Origin of the sequence: Microcoleus sp. MON1_C5, assembly GCF_036701875.1 — a bacterium.
Taxonomy (GTDB): domain Bacteria; phylum Cyanobacteriota; class Cyanobacteriia; order Cyanobacteriales; family Microcoleaceae; genus Microcoleus.
This window is the reverse complement of the sequence record NZ_JAUBRN010000036.1, coordinates 40,342-58,354: the sequence shown is the minus strand read 5'-3', so window position 1 is coordinate 58,354 and position 18,013 is coordinate 40,342. Positions and strand designations below refer to the sequence as shown.

General features: G+C 46.6%; 11 protein-coding genes and 1 tRNA gene. 10 read left to right on the top strand and 2 right to left on the bottom strand.

The window, feature by feature from the left end:
- Window positions 1-38 precede the first annotated feature (38 nt).
- The 9 genes from QUA71_RS18195 to QUA71_RS18155 all read left to right on the top strand — a co-directional run bounded on the left by QUA71_RS18195 (window position 39) and on the right by QUA71_RS18155 (window position 11,588).
- Window positions 39-557, top strand: coding sequence for a Ycf51 family protein (locus QUA71_RS18195; RefSeq protein WP_333287064.1), 519 nt, complete (start codon window positions 39-41; stop codon window positions 555-557).
- 345 nt (window positions 558-902) lie between these two features.
- Window positions 903-1,286: a Uma2 family endonuclease gene (locus QUA71_RS18190; protein ID WP_333287062.1), complete on the top strand. Its 384-nt coding sequence runs from the start codon at window positions 903-905 to the stop codon at window positions 1,284-1,286.
- 127 nt (window positions 1,287-1,413) lie between these two features.
- Complete coding sequence (locus tag QUA71_RS18185) at window positions 1,414-1,563, top strand: Uma2 family endonuclease (RefSeq protein WP_333287060.1); 150 nt, start codon at window positions 1,414-1,416, stop codon at window positions 1,561-1,563.
- A gap of 132 nt (window positions 1,564-1,695) precedes the next feature.
- Complete coding sequence (locus tag QUA71_RS18180) at window positions 1,696-4,173, top strand: tetratricopeptide repeat protein (protein WP_333287058.1); 2,478 nt, start codon at window positions 1,696-1,698, stop codon at window positions 4,171-4,173.
- 437 nt (window positions 4,174-4,610) lie between these two features.
- The gene (locus QUA71_RS18175) at window positions 4,611-5,813 is read left to right on the top strand and encodes a tetratricopeptide repeat protein (protein WP_333287056.1); all 1,203 of its coding nucleotides are present in this window, start codon (window positions 4,611-4,613) and stop codon (window positions 5,811-5,813) included.
- Window positions 5,814-5,892: 79 nt separating this feature from the next.
- Window positions 5,893-7,416, top strand: a complete 1,524-nt coding sequence (locus QUA71_RS18170) for a carboxypeptidase M32 (protein ID WP_333287054.1) — start codon at window positions 5,893-5,895, stop codon at window positions 7,414-7,416.
- Window positions 7,417-7,545: 129 nt separating this feature from the next.
- A complete protein-coding gene (locus QUA71_RS18165; RefSeq protein WP_333287052.1) occupies window positions 7,546-9,966 on the top strand; it encodes a sucrose synthase in 2,421 nt (806 codons plus the stop codon).
- A 520-nt stretch (window positions 9,967-10,486) separates the two neighbouring features.
- Window positions 10,487-11,194, top strand: a complete 708-nt coding sequence (locus QUA71_RS18160) for a peptidoglycan-binding protein (protein ID WP_333287050.1) — start codon at window positions 10,487-10,489, stop codon at window positions 11,192-11,194.
- 312 nt (window positions 11,195-11,506) lie between these two features.
- Window positions 11,507-11,588: transfer RNA gene (locus QUA71_RS18155), tRNA-Leu, on the top strand.
- A gap of 222 nt (window positions 11,589-11,810) precedes the next feature.
- Here QUA71_RS18155 and QUA71_RS18150 read toward each other — a convergent pair.
- Window positions 11,811-11,936 (bottom strand): hypothetical protein, encoded by a 126-nt coding sequence (locus tag QUA71_RS18150; protein WP_333287048.1) that lies wholly within the window; start codon window positions 11,934-11,936, stop codon window positions 11,811-11,813.
- Window positions 11,937-12,312: 376 nt separating this feature from the next.
- Between QUA71_RS18150 and QUA71_RS18145 the strand changes: the two genes are divergently transcribed.
- Window positions 12,313-15,402, top strand: a complete 3,090-nt coding sequence (locus QUA71_RS18145) for a leucine-rich repeat domain-containing protein (RefSeq protein ID WP_333287046.1) — start codon at window positions 12,313-12,315, stop codon at window positions 15,400-15,402.
- Window positions 15,403-15,622: 220 nt separating this feature from the next.
- On the opposite strand, the gene QUA71_RS18140 is transcribed toward QUA71_RS18145, so the two are convergent.
- Window positions 15,623-17,986 carry a transglutaminaseTgpA domain-containing protein gene (locus QUA71_RS18140; protein WP_333287044.1) on the bottom strand — a complete coding sequence of 788 codons (2,364 nt, stop codon included), beginning with the start codon at window positions 17,984-17,986 and terminating at the stop codon, window positions 15,623-15,625.
- Window positions 17,987-18,013: the final 27 nt, after the last annotated feature.

Below are 18,013 nucleotides of genomic sequence, written 5' to 3'. Positions count from 1 at the left end.
GTAACTAATATCAACAGTCAACAGTCAACAGTCAACAAATGAACGTAAATTCTAACCTTTTAATGTACGCCCAATGGGCGGGAATTCTAACAGTAGCCTTGGCTATTCTAACTGTTATAGCATTTATCTTCAAATGGGGTTTTCGCTTCCGATTGGTAGGAGTGACAAGCTTTATGGGAGTAATTGCTGCGAGTATATTTGGTCTGGGTTTGGGACTGTTTTCCCGCACAGAAATTCCCGGTGCAGTTCGCTATTCTTTAGTTTACGATACAGGCGGCGCTCAAACAGTAGTTACTGTGCCGCCTACGATCACGGAATCGGAATTAGAAGCAACGATGCAGCAAGCGGCTGCGGATTTGTACTCTCCAGGGCGCTCTGGGCGGGGCAGAGACTACATGACAATCCGGGTTCGTACAGTTGTACATCCTGAACCTGGGCTGTCGCAGCCGCTGTTTTTGGGCGAAGTGAGGCGATCGCTCGCGACTCGTTATGATGACAAAATGGCGATCGAAATCTTCCCCGAAAAAGTTGCAATTTTGAAAAACTATCAAGCTTAAAAGTAGGGTGCAGCAGCATTCTTAGGACTTACGCATAGGAGTTCAGAAACCTGGTTTTTTACCAAAATTATTCGTTGTAACGCGCAGATTCGGTAAAAAACCAGGTTTCTTTGGTCGTAGTGCGTAAGTGCTGAAAAAATAATTGGGAATCCCTACTACACAAACAAATTCCGCGCAACGCGAGACTAAGAAACTAATCGTTTCCAAGCAAAGCCTCGTAACGCAGAACCGGAGGATATGGCTGCAACTTTAGGGATTATTTAAAAAATGATTGCAACTACCAAACAAAAATTTAATTTTAACGAATTTATTGCCATTTTCCCGGAAGATAGTCTTTAAGAATTGGTGAATGGAGAGATTGTCAAAATAGCAATTCCCAGAAATCATGATGATATTGGTGAATTTACAGACCGACACTTTTATCAAGATATCGATCGCCTGAAACTCAACTATGTAGTAAAACGAGGCATCACGATTAAAACTACCACAAAAGAAGGTATAGAGCAAGGAAGAGTTCCTGATGTCAGTGTTATCGATCGCACTTTTTGGCGTGCTGAACGCAAATCTTATACCGCACTCGAATCACCGATTCAGTTAGCTGTCGAGGTAGTATCAACTAATTGGGAAGATGATTATGTTGACAAGCTAGATAAATACGAACGCTTGGGCATTGCTGAATACTGGATTATTGATTATATCAATTCCGGTTGCACCGTCCGTGATTGTTGACTGTTGACTGTTGAGTGTTGACGGGCGGGTCGAAAAACTGAATGGTTGAGTGTTAACTGTTGACTCGATTTTATTATTCCGATGCAACCGGAAACGATATTATTTAGCAAGTGGAAAAAGAAAGTATTTGGGAAACCAGAAAATTACGACGGTATTTGTTTTTTCGCTAAAGGCTGAAGGCAAATATCAGCGCACTCTGTTTAGAGATAACGAACCAATTGTTTCGCCCACTTTTCCAGAATTAGTGCTGACGGCTGCTCAGGTATGGTCAGCTTAGTTGGGTTGTGTTAGTCTGGATCAACATTGAACTTGCAAAAAATACTTTAAGATTCTTAAAAAATTCCTCGGCTGATTAAAGGAATTAAGCAATTTCACGTTGTCTTACACAACTTGAGCCAGGAGGTTAGAAATGATTGATTGGAAGGAACTGTACAATTTAGGCTTAGGCTGGTTTGAAAAAGCAACCGCCTTTTTCGAGGAAGCTTTAGAAAAGAAACCCCATCCAGAAGCCTGCAACGATCGGGGAAATGCACTGGATAGTTCAGGAAGATTTGATGAATCGCTCGCCTCCTTCGACAAAGCCTTAGAATTAAAACCACATGATGACAACGCCTGGTACAATCGGGGGGTTACACTGGGTTCTTTAGGCTTGTTTGAAGAAGTGATAGCCTCCTACAACAAAGCCTTAGAATTCCCACGAGATAAAGACGAAGCCTGGGTAGAACCCGGCTATGCACTGGCTAAGTTAGCAAGATTTGAAGCAGCGCTCGCCTCCTACGACAAAGGCTCTCAATTCAAACCATCTTTACATCCAGCCTGGTACGATCGTGGCAATGCACTGGGTAATTTAGGATTGTTTGAAGATGGGATCGTATCCTACGACAACGCCTGTGACTTAAAACGATATTTACTATACGCAGCCTGGTACAATCGGGGCAATGCACTGGGTAATTTAGGAAGATGGAAAGAAGCGCTCGCCTCCTACGACAAACCCTTAGAATTAAAACCATATTTACACGCAGCCTGGTACAATCTGGGCTATGCACTGCTTTCTTTAGAAAGATTTGAAGAAGCGCTCGCCTCCTACGACAAAGCATTAGAATTAAAACCAGATGATGACGAATCCTGGAATAATCGGGGCATTGCACTGAATGATTTATGGAGATGGGAAGAAGCGATTTACTCCTACAACAAAGCCTTAGAAATCAAACCAGATTTACACCAAGCCTGGTACAATCGGGGCGCTGCACTGGAGGATTTAGGAAGATGGGAAGAAGCGATCGCTTCTTACGACAAAGCCTTAGAAATCAAACCAGATTATCACGAAGCCTGGTACAATCGGGGCATAGCACTGCTTTCTTTAGGAAGATGGAAAGAAGCGCTCGCCTCCTACGACAAAGCATTAGAATTAAAACCAGATTATCACGAAACCAGGTTCGATAGGAACATAGGAGTGCTTTCTTTAGGAAGATTTGAAGCAGCGATCGCCTTCTACGACAAAGCCTTAGAATTAAAGCCAGATGATGGCGAAGCCTGGAACAATCGGGGCATTGCACTGGGTAATTTAGGAAGATTGAAAGAAAAGCTCGCCTCCTGGGGCATTGCACTGGGTAATTTAGGAAGATTGAAAAAAAAGCTCCCCTCCTTGGGCCAAACAGCCTTAGAATTAAAATCACATAATGACCAAGCCTGGTACCATCGGGGCGTTGGACTGTATAATTTAGAAATATGGGAAGAAGAGATCGCCTCTTTTGACAAAGCCTTAAAATTCAAACCAGATTATTACAAAGCCTGGTACCATCGGGGCGTTGCACTGGAGGATTTAGGAAGATTGGAAGATGCGATCGCCTCCTACGACAAGGCCTTAGAATTAAAACCAGATTATTACGAAGCCTGGTACAATCGGGAGCTTGCACTGCTGGGTAATTTAGGAGGATTGGAAGAAGCGAGATCCTTCTACGACAAAGCCTTAGAATTCCAACCAGATGATGACGAAGCCTGGTACAATCGGGGTCTTGCACTGGGTAATTTAGGAGAATTAGAAGAAGCGATAGCCTCCTACGACAAAGCCTTAGAATTAAAACCAGATTATCACGAATCCTGGTACAATAGGGGCATTGCACAGAATGATTTAGGCTTGTTTGAAGCAGCTCTCGCATCCTACAACAAAGCCTTAGAATTAAAACCAGATTATCACGAATCCTGGTACAATCGGGGCATTGCACAGAATGATTTAGGAGCATTAGAAGATGCGATAGCCTCCTACGGCAAAGCCTTAGAATTAAAACCAGATTATCACGAAGCCTGGTACAATCGGGGCGTTGCACTGGGTAATTTAGGAAGGTTAGAAGAAGCAATAGCCTCCTACAACAAAGCCTTAAGATTCAAACGACATTATCACGAAGCCTGGTACAATCGGGGCAATGCACTGGATGATTTAGGAAGATTTGAAGAAGCGATAGCCTCCTACAACGAAGCCATAGAACTCAAACCTGACGATGCCGAATCCTGGTATAATCGGGGTAGTGCATTGCATAATTTAGGAAGATTGGAAGAAGCGTTCACATCCTACGACAAAGCCTTAGAAATTAAACCAGATGATGACGCAGCCTGGAACAATCGGGGCATTGCACTAGCTAATTTAGGCAGATGGGAAGAAGCGATCGCCTCCTACGACAAAGCCTTAGAATTAAAACCAGATGATGACGCAACATTTTATAATAAAGCTTGCTGCTATGCGTTACACAGTGAGATTGACCAAGCGATTCAGAATTTGCAGCAAGCCATCAATCTGAATCCTGACGAATGGCGAGAAATGGCAAAAACTGACTCGAATTTTGACAGCATTCGCTCGCATACTCGGTTTCAAGCCTTGATTCAAGAATAGGGATTGGCCCTTGGGCGGGGCGGGTTTATGAGATTGTTAGTTTTAGACTATTCTTGGTAAAAGCCGCCGCTACAGCATCAAACATACTCTTATTATTTATTAGTCTGCAAAGGCGGACTTCGCTTGACAAGAGGCGCTTTCAACCCGCGATCGCTCAAAAGGGTTACGTGAAAATTATATCTTGGGCGAGGTTTGTCACACCTCAGTACGATCGCCCTTTCCTCTTTTCTACGCAGTCCTATAAAAAATTAGTATTAATCTATACCTATAAATCCAAGCTCTAGAATTATAATGAAAAAAATTGAAAAAGCTCCCAAATTCCTGTAAAATTGCCATAAATAACCAAATAGGATCGATCAAAAGCACTCAAACGCGAAAAAGATCGCATATAAAAAAGAAAAGAATCAATTAGACAGAAAATAATGAGGTGAAACCCCTTGCAAAAATTAGCCAGCATAGAAAAGCCGATCGACTCAGGGGAAAAATCCATAGCAGTCAACACCCAAAAGGCTCAAACATTTTACGAACGCGGCAACGCCCTAGAAGCAATGGGACGATTCCAAGCTGCGATCGAATCTTGGGAAGAAGCGATCGAACTTGAACCAACATTTTATGAAGCCTGGTACAACCAAGGCGTCGCCCTCAAAAAATTGGGCCAGCTAGAAGAAGCGATCGCAGCCTACAACAAATCCCTACAAATCAAACCCAACAATCCCGAAGCGTGGTATAATCGCGCCAACGTTTTGCGGAAGCTCAACAGACTCTCAGAAGCGATCGCATCCTACGAAAAAGCGATCGCACTCAACCCCAGCTACCCCGAAGCTTGGACGAACCGAGGCAACACCCTCGTCAACTTAGAAAAATTTTCAGAAGCGATCGACTCCTACGACAAAGCCATAGCCATCAAACCAGACTACTGCGAAGCTTGGTACAACAAAGCATTTGCCCTGAGAAAATCCGACCAAAATACAGAGGCGATCGCCTCTTACGACAAAGCGATCGAACTCAAACCAGACTTGCATCAAGCCTGGTACAACCGCGGCTTAGCCTTAGCCGATGAAAAACTATACCCGGAAGCCGTCGCCTCCTACGACAAAACCCTGCAACTGCGGCCGAATTCGGCCGAAGCCTGGAACAAACGCGGCACGGCGATCGCACAAATGGGACAATTTGAAGAAGCGATCGCATCCTGGGACAAAGCCCTCGCACTCAACCCAAACGACAGCGAAACCTTTTACAACCGCGGCTTAGCCTTCGCCAACTTACAACGCTTTGAAGAAGCAATTGCCTCTTGGGACAAAACCGTAGAGTTGCAGCCAGACAACATCGAAGCCTGGTACAACCGCGCCATAGCCCTCAAAAAAATTCAACGATTTACCGAAGCCATCGCCTCCTACGATAAAATCATCGCACTCAACCCCGACGATCCAAACCTGTACTATCAAAAAGCTTGCATTTACGCCCTAGAAAAACAAGCAGGCGAGCTCACAAACAGCCAGGAAATAGTAGCCACCAGCATCCGGCTGGCGATCGAAAACTTATCCAAGGCGATCGAACTTAATCCGCAGAAATACCGGAAATTGTGCAAAAATGACTCTAAATTGCGTACAATACGGGAAGAAGTGCGGTTTTTAGCTTGATTTCAGGGTAGCTATGATTGATGGAGACGGATGCCGCACTGCAACCTTTGTAGGCAAAACAGCACCATAAACCCCAATCATGCAAACCCTAGACAAAACTCAAGCAAAATTCGCTCAACTGGCAGCCCACCTCAGAGAAGTTAACGACATCGAATCAGCCTCGTCGCTGCTGCATTGGGATCAATCAACTTATATGCCCGCCAAAGGTGCAAATGCCAGAGGCCGCCAGTTGGCTACTCTCAAACAAATATCCCACGAAAAATTTACCGATCCAAAAATAGGTGAACTCCTAGAAGACTTGCGTTTCTACGAACAAACCCTCCCCTACGACTCCACCGCAGCCAGCCTGATCCGCATAGCCCGCAGAGACTACGATCGCGCCGCCAGAGTCCCCGCAACCTTCATGTCAGCACTCTGCCGCCACCAAGCCGACTGCTACGAAGTTTGGGCTGCAGCTAGAGCAGCCAACAATTTCGCAGCGGTCGAGCCGTATCTCGAAAAAACCCTAGAATTAAGCAGGCAGTACGCCGAGTTTTTCCCCGGATACGAACACATCGCCGATCCTTTGATCGATCGTAGCGACTACGGCATGAAAGTATCCCTGCTGCGCCCGCTTTTCGCCAAACTGCGTGAAGAATTAGTGCCGATAGTCGAAGCCATCACCTCCCAACCTCCCGCCGACGACTCCTGCTTGCACCAAGACTTTCCAGAATCCCAGCAACTAGAATTCACTCGCAAAGTTGTAGAACGCATGGGGTTCGACTTCCAACGGGGACGGCAAGACACCACCCTGCACCCGTTCATGACCAACTTCTCCATAGACGACGTGCGAATTACCACCCGCGTCTATGAAGACCACTTGGATCAAGCACTGTTCAGCAGCATCCACGAAGCCGGACACGCCCTCTACGAACTCGGAAATTCCCCGGAATTTGAGGGCACGCTGCTTGCAGGCGGCATTTCCTCCGGCCTGCACGAAAGTCAGTCGCGACTTTGGGAAAATATGGTGGGGCGCAGCCGCGGTTTTTGGGAATGTTTCTACCCGCAACTCCAAGGCGTATTTTTGCGACAGTTGGGACACGTATCCACTGACGCATTTTACCGGGCAATTAACAAAGTCTCGCGATCGCTCATCCGCACCGACGCCGACGAAGTAACCTACAACCTCCACGTCGCCATCCGCTTTGACCTAGAATTGGCAATGGTAGAAGGAAAACTAGCAGTGCGAGACCTCCCCGAAGCCTGGAACGAACGCTATAAAACCGACCTCGGCGTTGTCCCCTCCACCGACAGCGAAGGCGCCATGCAAGATGTTCACTGGTATGTTGGTACGATCGGCGGAATGTTCCAAGGTTACACCCTCGGCAACTTGATGAGCGCCCAATTCTACGAAACAGCAGTAAAAATCAATCCTGAAATTCCCGTAGAAATAGAACGAGGCAATTTTACCGTACTCCACGACTGGCTCAAACAAAACATCTACCAGCACGGTCGTAAATATACCGCTGTCGAATTGATCGATCGCGTTACAGGTTCACCTTTAACTATCGATCCATTTATCCGCTATATTCGCCACAAATACGGGGAGTTTTATGTCATTTGAGGGATAGCAAGTTCAGATTGCAGACTTTAAAATTACAAAAAAAGTAGCCGCTTAAAAAAAAAGGCGATACGGTTTGAGTATCGCCTAATTTTACAGCGGAAATCAAAAGTCTTAAATAAGGGAGTATGTATGTCTGAACTCTTTCAGGCTGTGATCGCCAGCGACGAAAAAACCGAGTTGCGTCAGTTTGTCAGCGATTTACGCGCTTTGGGAAAGAAATATTTACTGCGAAACGACATAGTTAACGCTTTTGCCGCCTACTGTACTAAATACGAAAAGCCCGAAAAGTTCCATCAATCTTCTCTTTTAAGCAAACTGATTTACTACGTTCAGGAAATTATTCTTGAAGATGGCAGCCTTTGCGTCCTGCTGCGGCCAAAAATTGCTAGTATGGAAATAGTGCGAGTTGCAGACGACTTGACTGTTGAGCAGATGACAGTGCAAGAATTGCTCGACGTGCGCGATCGCTTCGTCAACCATTTTCACCCCCAAGAAGGCGACATTCTCGAACTAGATTTCGGCCCGTTTTACGACTACTCCCCCACAATTCGCGACCCCAAAAACATCGGCAAAGGAGTACAATTCCTCAACCGATATCTCTCCAGCAAACTGTTTCAAGATGCCAGACAGTGGCAGGAAACTCTATTTAATTTCTTGCGCCTTCACCGCTACAACGGCGTACAATTGCTAATTAACGATCGCATAAAATCCCAAGAACAACTTTCCGAACAAGTCAAAAAAGCCCTCACCTTTGTCAGCGATCTTTCTGAAGAAGAAGGCTACGAAAGATTTCGACTCGTGCTGCAATTGATGGGTTTCGAGGCAGGTTGGGGAAATACCGCAGCCCGCGTACATGAAACCCTAGGAATTCTTGACGAATTAATTGATTCGCCCGATCCCCAAACCCTAGAAGCATTTATTTCTCGCATCCCGATGATTTTCAAAATCCTCCTAGTTTCTCCTCACGGCTGGTTCGGCCAAGAAGGAGTTTTGGGGCGGCCGGATACGGGAGGGCAGGTAGTTTATGTCCTCGATCAAGCCAAGAGTTTAGAGAAACAACTGCAAGAAGATATTCATCTTGCAGGTCTCGATAGCTTAGGAGTCAAACCTAAAGTAATTATTCTCACCCGGTTAATTCCTAACAGCGACGGTACGCGCTGCAACGAACGTTTGGAAAAAGTTCACGGTACAGAAAATGCTTGGATTTTGCGGGTTCCCTTCCGGGAGTTCAATCCCAAACTGACTCAAAATTGGATTTCTAGATTCGAGATTTGGCCTTATTTAGAAACTTATGCGATCGATTCAGAAAAAGAACTTCTGGCTGAGTTTCAGGGCAAGCCAGATTTAATTGTCGGTAACTATTCCGACGGGAACTTGGTAGCGTTTTTGCTGTCTCGCAAACTCAAAGTTACTCAGTGCAATATTGCCCATGCGCTGGAAAAATCTAAATATTTGTTCAGCAATCTCTACTGGCAAGAATCAGAGGACAAATACCATTTTTCGCTGCAATTTACTGCTGATATAATTGCCATGAATGCAGCTAATTGTATTGTCAGCAGCACCTATCAAGAGATTGTGGGCCAACCCGATAGTGTCGGCCAGTACGAATCTTACCATTGTTTTACCATGCCGGATTTGTACCACGTTGTGAACGGGATTGAACTGTTCAGCCCTAAATTCAACGTCGTGCCGCCGGGAGTTAATGAAAGTGTGTACTTTCCCTACACGCGGATCGAAGACCGGGTGCAAGGCGATCGCGATCGGCTCAACGAACTGCTGTTTACTCTAGAAGACCCCGAACAAGTCTTTGGAAAACTCGACGACCCGCACAAGCGCCCTTTGTTTTCCATGGCCAGGCTCGATCGCATTAAAAACATGACAGGCTTAGCAGAATTGTTCGGCAAAAGCCCGGAATTGCAAGAAAAATGCAACTTAATTCTAGTTGCTGGGAAGCTGCGGGTCGAAGACACCGAAGACTACGAAGAAGCAGAAGAAATTAAAAAGCTCTACGCAATTATCGACCAATACAACCTTCACGGTAAAATTCGCTGGTTGGGAGTGAGGCTTTCCAAAAGCCTGTCCGGCGAAATCTACCGGGTAATCGCCGACACCCAAGGTATATTTGTTCAGCCAGCATTATTTGAAGCTTTCGGCTTGACAATTCTCGAAGCAATGATTACCGGTATTCCCACTTTCGGGACGCAGTTTGGTGGCCCGCTGGAAATTATTCAAGATGGCGTAAATGGGTTTTATATCAACCCGACCAACCACGAGGATACTGCCCAAAAAATTCTAGATTTTTTATCGAAGTGCGAACACAATCCCAACTATTGGTATGAAATTTCAACGCGAGGAATTGACCGAGTTTACAGCACGTATACCTGGAAAATTCACACTACCAAGCTGCTGACTCTGGCGCGGACTTACGGTTTCTGGAACTACTCGTCCAAGGAAGAACGCGAAGATATGCTCCGCTACATAGAATCGCTGTTTTATCTGATTTACAAGCCGAAAGCGAAGGCTTTATTAGCAGAACACGCGAACCGATAACTGCCGGTTTTTGCTTTTTACGGGCTGGTTCAACGGAAAAACTTGGTCTTTCATGGCTCAACTTTTGACACAACCCGCCCGTAAATATTTGTGAATGATAGCAGGTTTTGTACAAGAGGACTGAGGCTAAGAAACGCGGTTTCTAGGAAAAATATTGGCTTTAGTAACAAAACATCTCGGAATCCACCGGGTTTATGAGGGAGAGTGCCAACCGGCCCTACTTCTAACTCGTAACTTCCAACTCGTAACTCCTGAGTGCGGCTGTCCCCATTGCCGAACTTCTAGAAGCAGCAGCAGATATAGCAACCGCGCCCGACGCTTAGGACGTTATTAATGGCCCAAACCAATCCGGTCTATTACCCCTTCCCTCGGACTTCTTGTTACCCGATCGCAAAGTGAAATGGCCTTGTTCCTTCTTCCTTTTGCTATATGTTTCAGAAAGCAGTCCGGGTAATACAATTAGATTTAGAAACATGAAATCAGCGAAACCTTGTCAAACCTCACTAACAGGATGAAATTTATGCGTGTGACTACTGTTACGATTTTCAGCTTGATTGCTCTGCTCGTTCCCGCGTTGACCAAAAAGGCAACTGCTGCTTTCGACTCCGAACCCTTGGTGCAGGAACAGTACCGCAGAGACTTTACGGCTCCCGCCGATCCGGGTGCGTCAGCATCGCCCGAGGGAAATTCCCAAGGAGATATGTTTCACAAGCCTTTTTACGCGGGCGAGCAGCCAGTGAGAAAGGAAAAAACTATCTCGGCGGGAGCTGACGGGCCAGAAGTGGCAGCCATACAGCAGCGCTTGCAGGTGCACAGTTTCAAGGTAGGGACGATCGACGGTACCTATGGCTCTCGCACTACATCGGCGGTTCGTGCCTTTCAGCAGTCTAAGGGTTTGAACGCAGATGGCATTGTGGACAAAGAAACTTGGACAGCTTTAGCAGCAGATCCGGCCCCTGCTCCTGAAGCTGTGCAGAGCAATCCTCCTATTCTGAGCAATGCTGCAGTTCCCGGCAATCCTCCAACTCTTCTAAATAAAGGCGCTGTCGGTTCCAAGGTGAAGACGCTACAGGTGCGTTTGGAAATACAGGGTTACGATCCGGGCCCGATCGACGGCATTTTTGGCGCTCGCACTACTACGGCTGTCAAGAACTTTCAGAAATTTAAGGGTTTGACGGCTAGCGGCATGGTGGACGAAACAACCTGGAAAGCGCTGGGCCAAAAGTAAGTGACAAGTGAAAAATACGGAAAATTGCTGTGGCGATAACTCATGATTGAACCCGGTGTCCCAAAATGACCGGGTTTCTCGATGTTGGGCGATCGAGCAATTGGGTCATCCGCCTGGGAATTTATCCGTGGGTCGCTTTTTTCAATCTAAAATCTAAAATCCAAAATCTAAAATCGATTGATCGAGCAATTGGGTCATCACCCTGCGGATTTATCAGTGGGTCGCTTCCTTCAATCTAAAATCTAAAATCTAAAATCTAAAATCGATTGACCGATCGTTCTGTTGTGTGCTATAGTAGTTAAATGTCAAAATGCGGATATGGCGGAATTGGCAGACGCGCCAGATTTAGGTTCTGGTTCCGAGAGGAGTGAAGGTTCAAGTCCTTTTATCCGCACTTAAAATTTTTATAGTAAAACACACAACCCCAGCCTATGGTCGGGGGGGTGTTTTTTATTTGGGTTGATACTCAATCTGAGTTGAAAACCCTTACTTATTTTTATCGTTCTTGAGTGCTTGGTGAAAAGTTTTGATAGCATCAAGATGATTAACCAGAGTAATGCAGCACAAGAGTAATTTAAAGTTTATGCCTCGCATTTCATCGCTCTCAGCAATCTTTTCATAGTCCAAATCCTTCTGCTTCACTGTCAGCTAGTGCTTCTTGTGCCTGATTTCGAGAAGAGAGAATGTTTGGCGTTATTACGATCGCCACCACGAAGAAATCGATCGCCTCATTGTTGCTCATCAAACCGATGATTGAAAGCGTGAGGCTGTATTAAGAGTGAAAATTTGGCGATCGTTACGATCGATTGTTTGCCTAGCCTTTTTCCTCAAACAGGATATTTCCCTCATTCCAGCAATCCGGCAGGGGTTGAAACCCCTGCCTCAAAGCGAAAGTCCTCTCAAAGAGGACTAATGAGTTTTTCAGTTTTCTTTGAGAGGACTTTCGCTATTAGATAGACAGGGAATTGATTCCCTGGCGGACTGTCGGGTGGGCGAGAAGGCTCGGTGGACTGACAGCTTAAGTTGTCACGCCTTGGTCACTGCCGTGTCGTGATTCCCGCCCCAGCAAGCAAAAAATCCTGTCACAATAAACTGAATCCTACCGAGAGACAAAGGGCATGACGCGAGAGGAAGCAGTGCGGCGAATTCACCGGGCAGCCGAGGAAAAATTGACCCAACTGGATTTGTCGGGGCTCGACTTGGAGGAATTGCCGGCGGAGATTGGCAAGTGCACGCAGCTTGAGACTTTGCTGTTGGGGAAGTTCGATGAAGAGAAAAGAGGATTGGTTGGAAATAAGTTAACTGAGTTTCCTGATGCTGTTCTTCAATTAACCAACTTAAAAATACTTAACCTCAGTAGGAATCAGATTACAGCTATCCCAGAGGAGCTCGGCCAACTGTCGAATCTGACAGAGCTTTCCCTCAGTGACAATCAGATTACCTCTATCCCAGAGGATATCGGGCAACTGTCGAATCTGACACTGCTTGACCTCGGTTTTAATCAGATTACCTCCATCCCAGAGGAGCTCGGGCAACTGTCGAATCTGACACTGCTTCTCCTTATGAGGAATCAGATTACCTCCATCCCAGAGGAGCTCGGGCAACTGTCGAATCTGACACTGCTTCTCCTCGATGACAATCAGATTACCTCCATCCCAGAGGAACTCGGGCAACTGTCGAATCTGACACACCTTCACCTTAATAGTAATCAGATTACCTCCATCCCAGAGGCGCTCGGGCAACTGTCGAATCTGAAACTGCTTTTCCTCGGTGACAATCAGATTACCTCCATCCCAGAGGAGCTCGGGCAACTGTCGAATCTGACATGGCTTTTCCTCGGTGACAATCAGATTACCTCCATCCCAGAGGAACTCGGGCAACTGTCGAATCTGACATGGCTTTGCCTCCATAACAATCACATTACCTCGATCCCAGAAGCGATCGGGCAACTGTCGAATCTGACACGGCTTTTCCTCCATACCAATCAGATTACCTCGATCCCAGAAGCGATCGGCAGCATGGAGAAGCTGCAACAACTGGATTTGCGAGCTAATCCGATGCCAATTCCGCCGGAAATCCTGGGCGGAAAGGAATTCTATCAAGATCCAGGCGATTTGCGTACCATCCTCGACTTCTACTTCCAAACCCGCAACCCCAACGATACCGAAGAACTCAACGAAGCCAAACTTTTGATTGTCGGCGAAGGCGAATCGGGAAAAACCACCCTAGCAAACAAACTCCTCAACCCCGACTACGAACTCAAAGAAAAAGAACCCAGCACCGAAGGCATCGATGTCATCCGCTGGGAATTCCCACAAGCCAACGGCAAACCTTTCCGCGTCCACATCTGGGACTTTGGCGGACAGGAAATCTACCACGCCACGCACCAATTTTTCCTCACGGAACGTTCCCTCTATATCCTCCTCGTCGATAACCGCCGCGAAAACCCCAACCTCTGCTACTGGTTGAACATCATCGAACTCCTCAGCAACAGCAGTCCCGTCTTCCTCGTCCAGAACGAAAAACAAGACCGCCGCTGCGAAATCAATTTTTCCCAACTGCGCGGTGACTTTGATAACCTAGAAAAACACCTCACCACCAACCTCGCCGACAATCGCGGACTCGAAACCCTCCAGCGCGCCCTACAAAAACGCATCACCACCCTCGATCACATCAGTACGGGCATCCCCAAACGCTGGGCAAAAGTCCGCCACGTCCTGGAAAACTACGCCCAACGCAAAACCCACATCAAAGTCTCTGAGTTCTACGACATCTGCGCCACCCACGGCTTCGACAAGTCCGACGAACAGCCCATGCTGAGTCTGAGCAAGTATTTGCACGACTTGGGTATTATCCTCCACTTCCAAACAAATACTGACAAGAAAAAATCTATCCTCTTCAACTGGGTCATCCTGCGTCCCGAATGGGCAACCAACGCCGTCTACAAAGTCACCGATAACGAACAAGTCATCGCCAATTGTGGATACTTCAGCGACGAAAACCTCAGCGAAATCTGGATTGATGGACAATACCAATGCCTTCACGATGAGCTACTTCAGCTTATGGAAAACTTCAAAATTTGCTACCCAATCCCCGGCAAACGGGGACACTACATCGCCCCGCAACGGCTCCCCCTCGAAGCACCAAAGTACGACTGGGACGACACCGACAACCTGATAGTGCGCTACGAATATAAGTTTTTTATGCCCAAAGGCATCATCACCAGGCTGATTGTGGAGATGCACCGCTTGATTTGCCGCCCGAATATCGATCTCTCTTCAGGTGCGGCTAGTGGGGATATTGTCTGGCGTGACGGCGTTCTCCTCGCCGACAACTACGCCAAAGCCGAAGTCATCGAGAATTATCATCAACGAGAAATCCGCATCCGCGTATCTGGAACCCAGAAAAACTATCTCCTAAATAGCATTCGTTACAAACTTTGGGAAATTCATGATGATTACGAGAATCGCATTCGTGACAAACTCCCGAAAATTCATGATACTTACGATAAGCGCCTCAAATACGAAGAATCAATTCCCTGCAATTGTTCCCAATGCAAAGGTAGCCAAAATCCCCATTTCTATGCCTTTGATGTTTTGCGCCGCCGTTTGGCAAATGGCAAGTACACAGTGGAATGTGGAGAACCGCCATATAAAGATGTCCAGGTGCGGGGCTTAATCGAGGATTTTCCCGACTATTCCCAAGAGAAAGTCCCTGGAATCGATCGATCGGATGCGGTAGGTTCTTCTACATCTCAGAAAACTGTAAACTACTTCACTTTTGACTTAGGAAATAAAATGAATCAAGATTCTTCCCAAACAAACAACTTGCAAGGCGCTAATCTCTCCGGCATTAACGCCAGCCAATTTAAAGATAATGCCCAAGCTAGCGGCAATCAATTTAATCAAACTAATAACGCCAATACCGCCGAACTTCTCCAACTGATTTCATCGATACGTGAAACCGCCGCACAATTCCCCGAAGACGAACGCGAAGAAGTGTTGATCGAAATTGGCAACGTGGAAGAACAACTAAAGAAACCCGAAGAAAAGCGCAATCGGAAACTCATTGCGAAAAAGTTGGTTGCTATTTTAGCGATCGCGGCGAGTTGTGCTTCTCCGATCGCAAACATGGCTGATTTTACCAACAATGTCACCGATTTAGCTCAAAAAGCCGGTGTCGAAATCACGATTCCATCGGCACCGTAAATAAAAAACATAATACTTATATACCCAGCACGGCGGGGTGTCCTGACTGTGGGTAATATCAATTCCGATGCCACCGGATTTGATATTACGCATGGGAGCCCAGAAACCGAGTTTTTGCCCAGAAGAGGCGTTACAGCCCTTTAACGGGGCAAAAAACCCGGTTATGAAGGTTTTTCTCCGTAACTCCTACTTGTGTAGAAGCGATTTCGATCGCCGATTTTTATCTTAACTTTTTGAGTTTATTCAAGTGCGATCGCCTCAAATTTTCCACCAACTGCCGCAACTGGTTCAAATTACCCGCTTCGCCGCCATACTTCCACCGCACGTAAGCCTGCGAAACTTCATCAATCACCTCTGCTTCATCAGTTGCATGATTCCCGCGCATTGCCTCAGCATACTCCAAAGGCGTTTGAGCTTTCTGCTTGGCAAATCCCCTACTCGCCAAATCCTTCAGCATTTCCTGATAAACCCCCTCCACCGGCGGCAACTTCGCCAGCCAGCGGCGGTGGCGCCACTTGCGCCACACTTGCCAAATTAACCAGCCAATAAAGCCAAAGGCGATCGCAGCAATCAAGCCAGTAAATAACCCCACCCAACCCTTAGCAAACTGTCCCAGAAACCAGCCCACAATCAAAGTTATCCAGCCAATTACAAAACCTATAACTGAATCCAGCCCGCTTCTGAGAGGAGTCGGTAGCCAACCCGCGATCCACTGCCAAAACGATTGCAGCGCACTAAAAGTCTGGTTGTCTTCCACCGAAGCCGGAATCAGCGGATAACCGGGAATCGGATTAAAAGCAAACCAGCCATTATTAGGAAAATATACCTCCGTCATCAAAAAAGCATCGGTATTTTTCACAACATAGTAACCAGTAAACGGGTTAAATTCCCCCGTATCGAAACCACCCACCAGCCGCGCCGGAATCCCGACCGACCTCAGCATAATTGTCAGTACCGTCGAAAAGTGGTCGGGATATCCACCTGTAACTTTTTTGCCGTCCTGGGTGTTTTTGTAGCCAAACAGAAAAGCCTGGACTAAATCTTCACCTTCTTCTAAGTAAGGCAAAGCTTTTTCTATTTTGTAATTCGGATTTTGCTTTAAATATTGAGCCAAATACAAAGCTTTTTCGTAGGGAGAATCGATCGGTCTGTCCGACTGGGATACTCTAGTTCTTGCCGCCAAGATTTCTTCGGTTTTTTCTCGCACCTTCTGGGCAATTTCCGGCGGCACATCCAAATAGAAGTTGCGAATATTTTTCGGGTAATTAGTACCAGTTTTCCCCAACAAAGAGCGATCGCGAAAAGGCACATTAGAAATAACTGTATAAGTCACACCCTCTCCCAATTCCGCAGGCGCTCGCAAACCCCCCTCCGCATCAATCGCCGCCTCTGGACTCGGAAAATAAAGTTCCCTCGGCTTGTTTAAAGCCGGAATCAAATTCGGCATTGGAGCAACAATATTATAAGTTTGAATCACCTCTTGAGTCCGAGGCGCATTGGGAAAAGGATTCAGATAAAATTGATAAGACCACCTAGGTCGAGTCAGCTTTTGAGCTTGTTCGTTGCGAGAAATTTCCCAACCCTGACCGGTGTATTTGTCGAATCCCAACACCCGCCAAAAACCCGCAGCCTGCGATCGCACCCGCATCACCACTTGGGGTTTCATTTCGCCCCGCAAATTTTGATTAATGCGCTGGTTGAAACCGTAATAAAAAGTAGAGTCCACCTCTCCTGGCCCTTTGTCTGGGTTTCTCCCCCTTCCTCCGCCAGTCCCTTTTTCATTTCCCCCTCTGACATACCCTGGATTCAGAATGCTGCGCGAGTCAAACTCCCCCTGATATTGAATAGGAGCACTCACCGGAAAAGTCCGCAACTGATAGCCAGGGAGGCGTGGCAAAAACGCAAAAATAGTCAGCCCTAACCCGACAGTTATCAGCAGCAGCCAACCAAAATACTTTGGGGATAAAGTAGCAGCAAATAGCGACCAGTTATTTTTTTTCTCTTTACCTTCTACCGAATGCTTTCTATCTTCTACCTTTGAGAACCCCAAGCGCGATCGATAATCCAACACCAAAGTCGGAAGCGCTAAAGCCAAAAACAGCAACAGCAGCGGCCCAAAAGTTAAGGTTTGGCTGAGAGTCGCTGCTACCCCTAACAAAATTAGCCCGATTACCATCGAATAGCCCAAATCCTTGCGGCGGGGCAAATCGAAACTGTGCAGCACTTGAAGTTGGATTAACAGTTGCGCCAAAACTAACCGCGTATCATTCAATTCTCCCACCAAGCGGCTAAAAAAAGCGAACAGCGCCACCAGCATTCCAATAGCTATGCAGAACTTAGCAGCTACATTGCGCTCGCGGCGGCGATACCAACTCCAAGTTGCTCCCACAATACTAACAGGCACAGCCCACAGGTTCTGGGCTTCTTCAGCAGCAACGTCAGTAGCTACAATTCCCACAATTACCAACAACTGAACTAGGATTCGCAGCAGTAAAGAATCCTCAATCACCGGCGGAGGCATGGCCTCAATCTGCTCCCACAGTTTACCCAAAACAGGTATATTTCGCAGGTTATCAGTTGTCATGTGCACCCATCCAAGTCAACTAGCAGT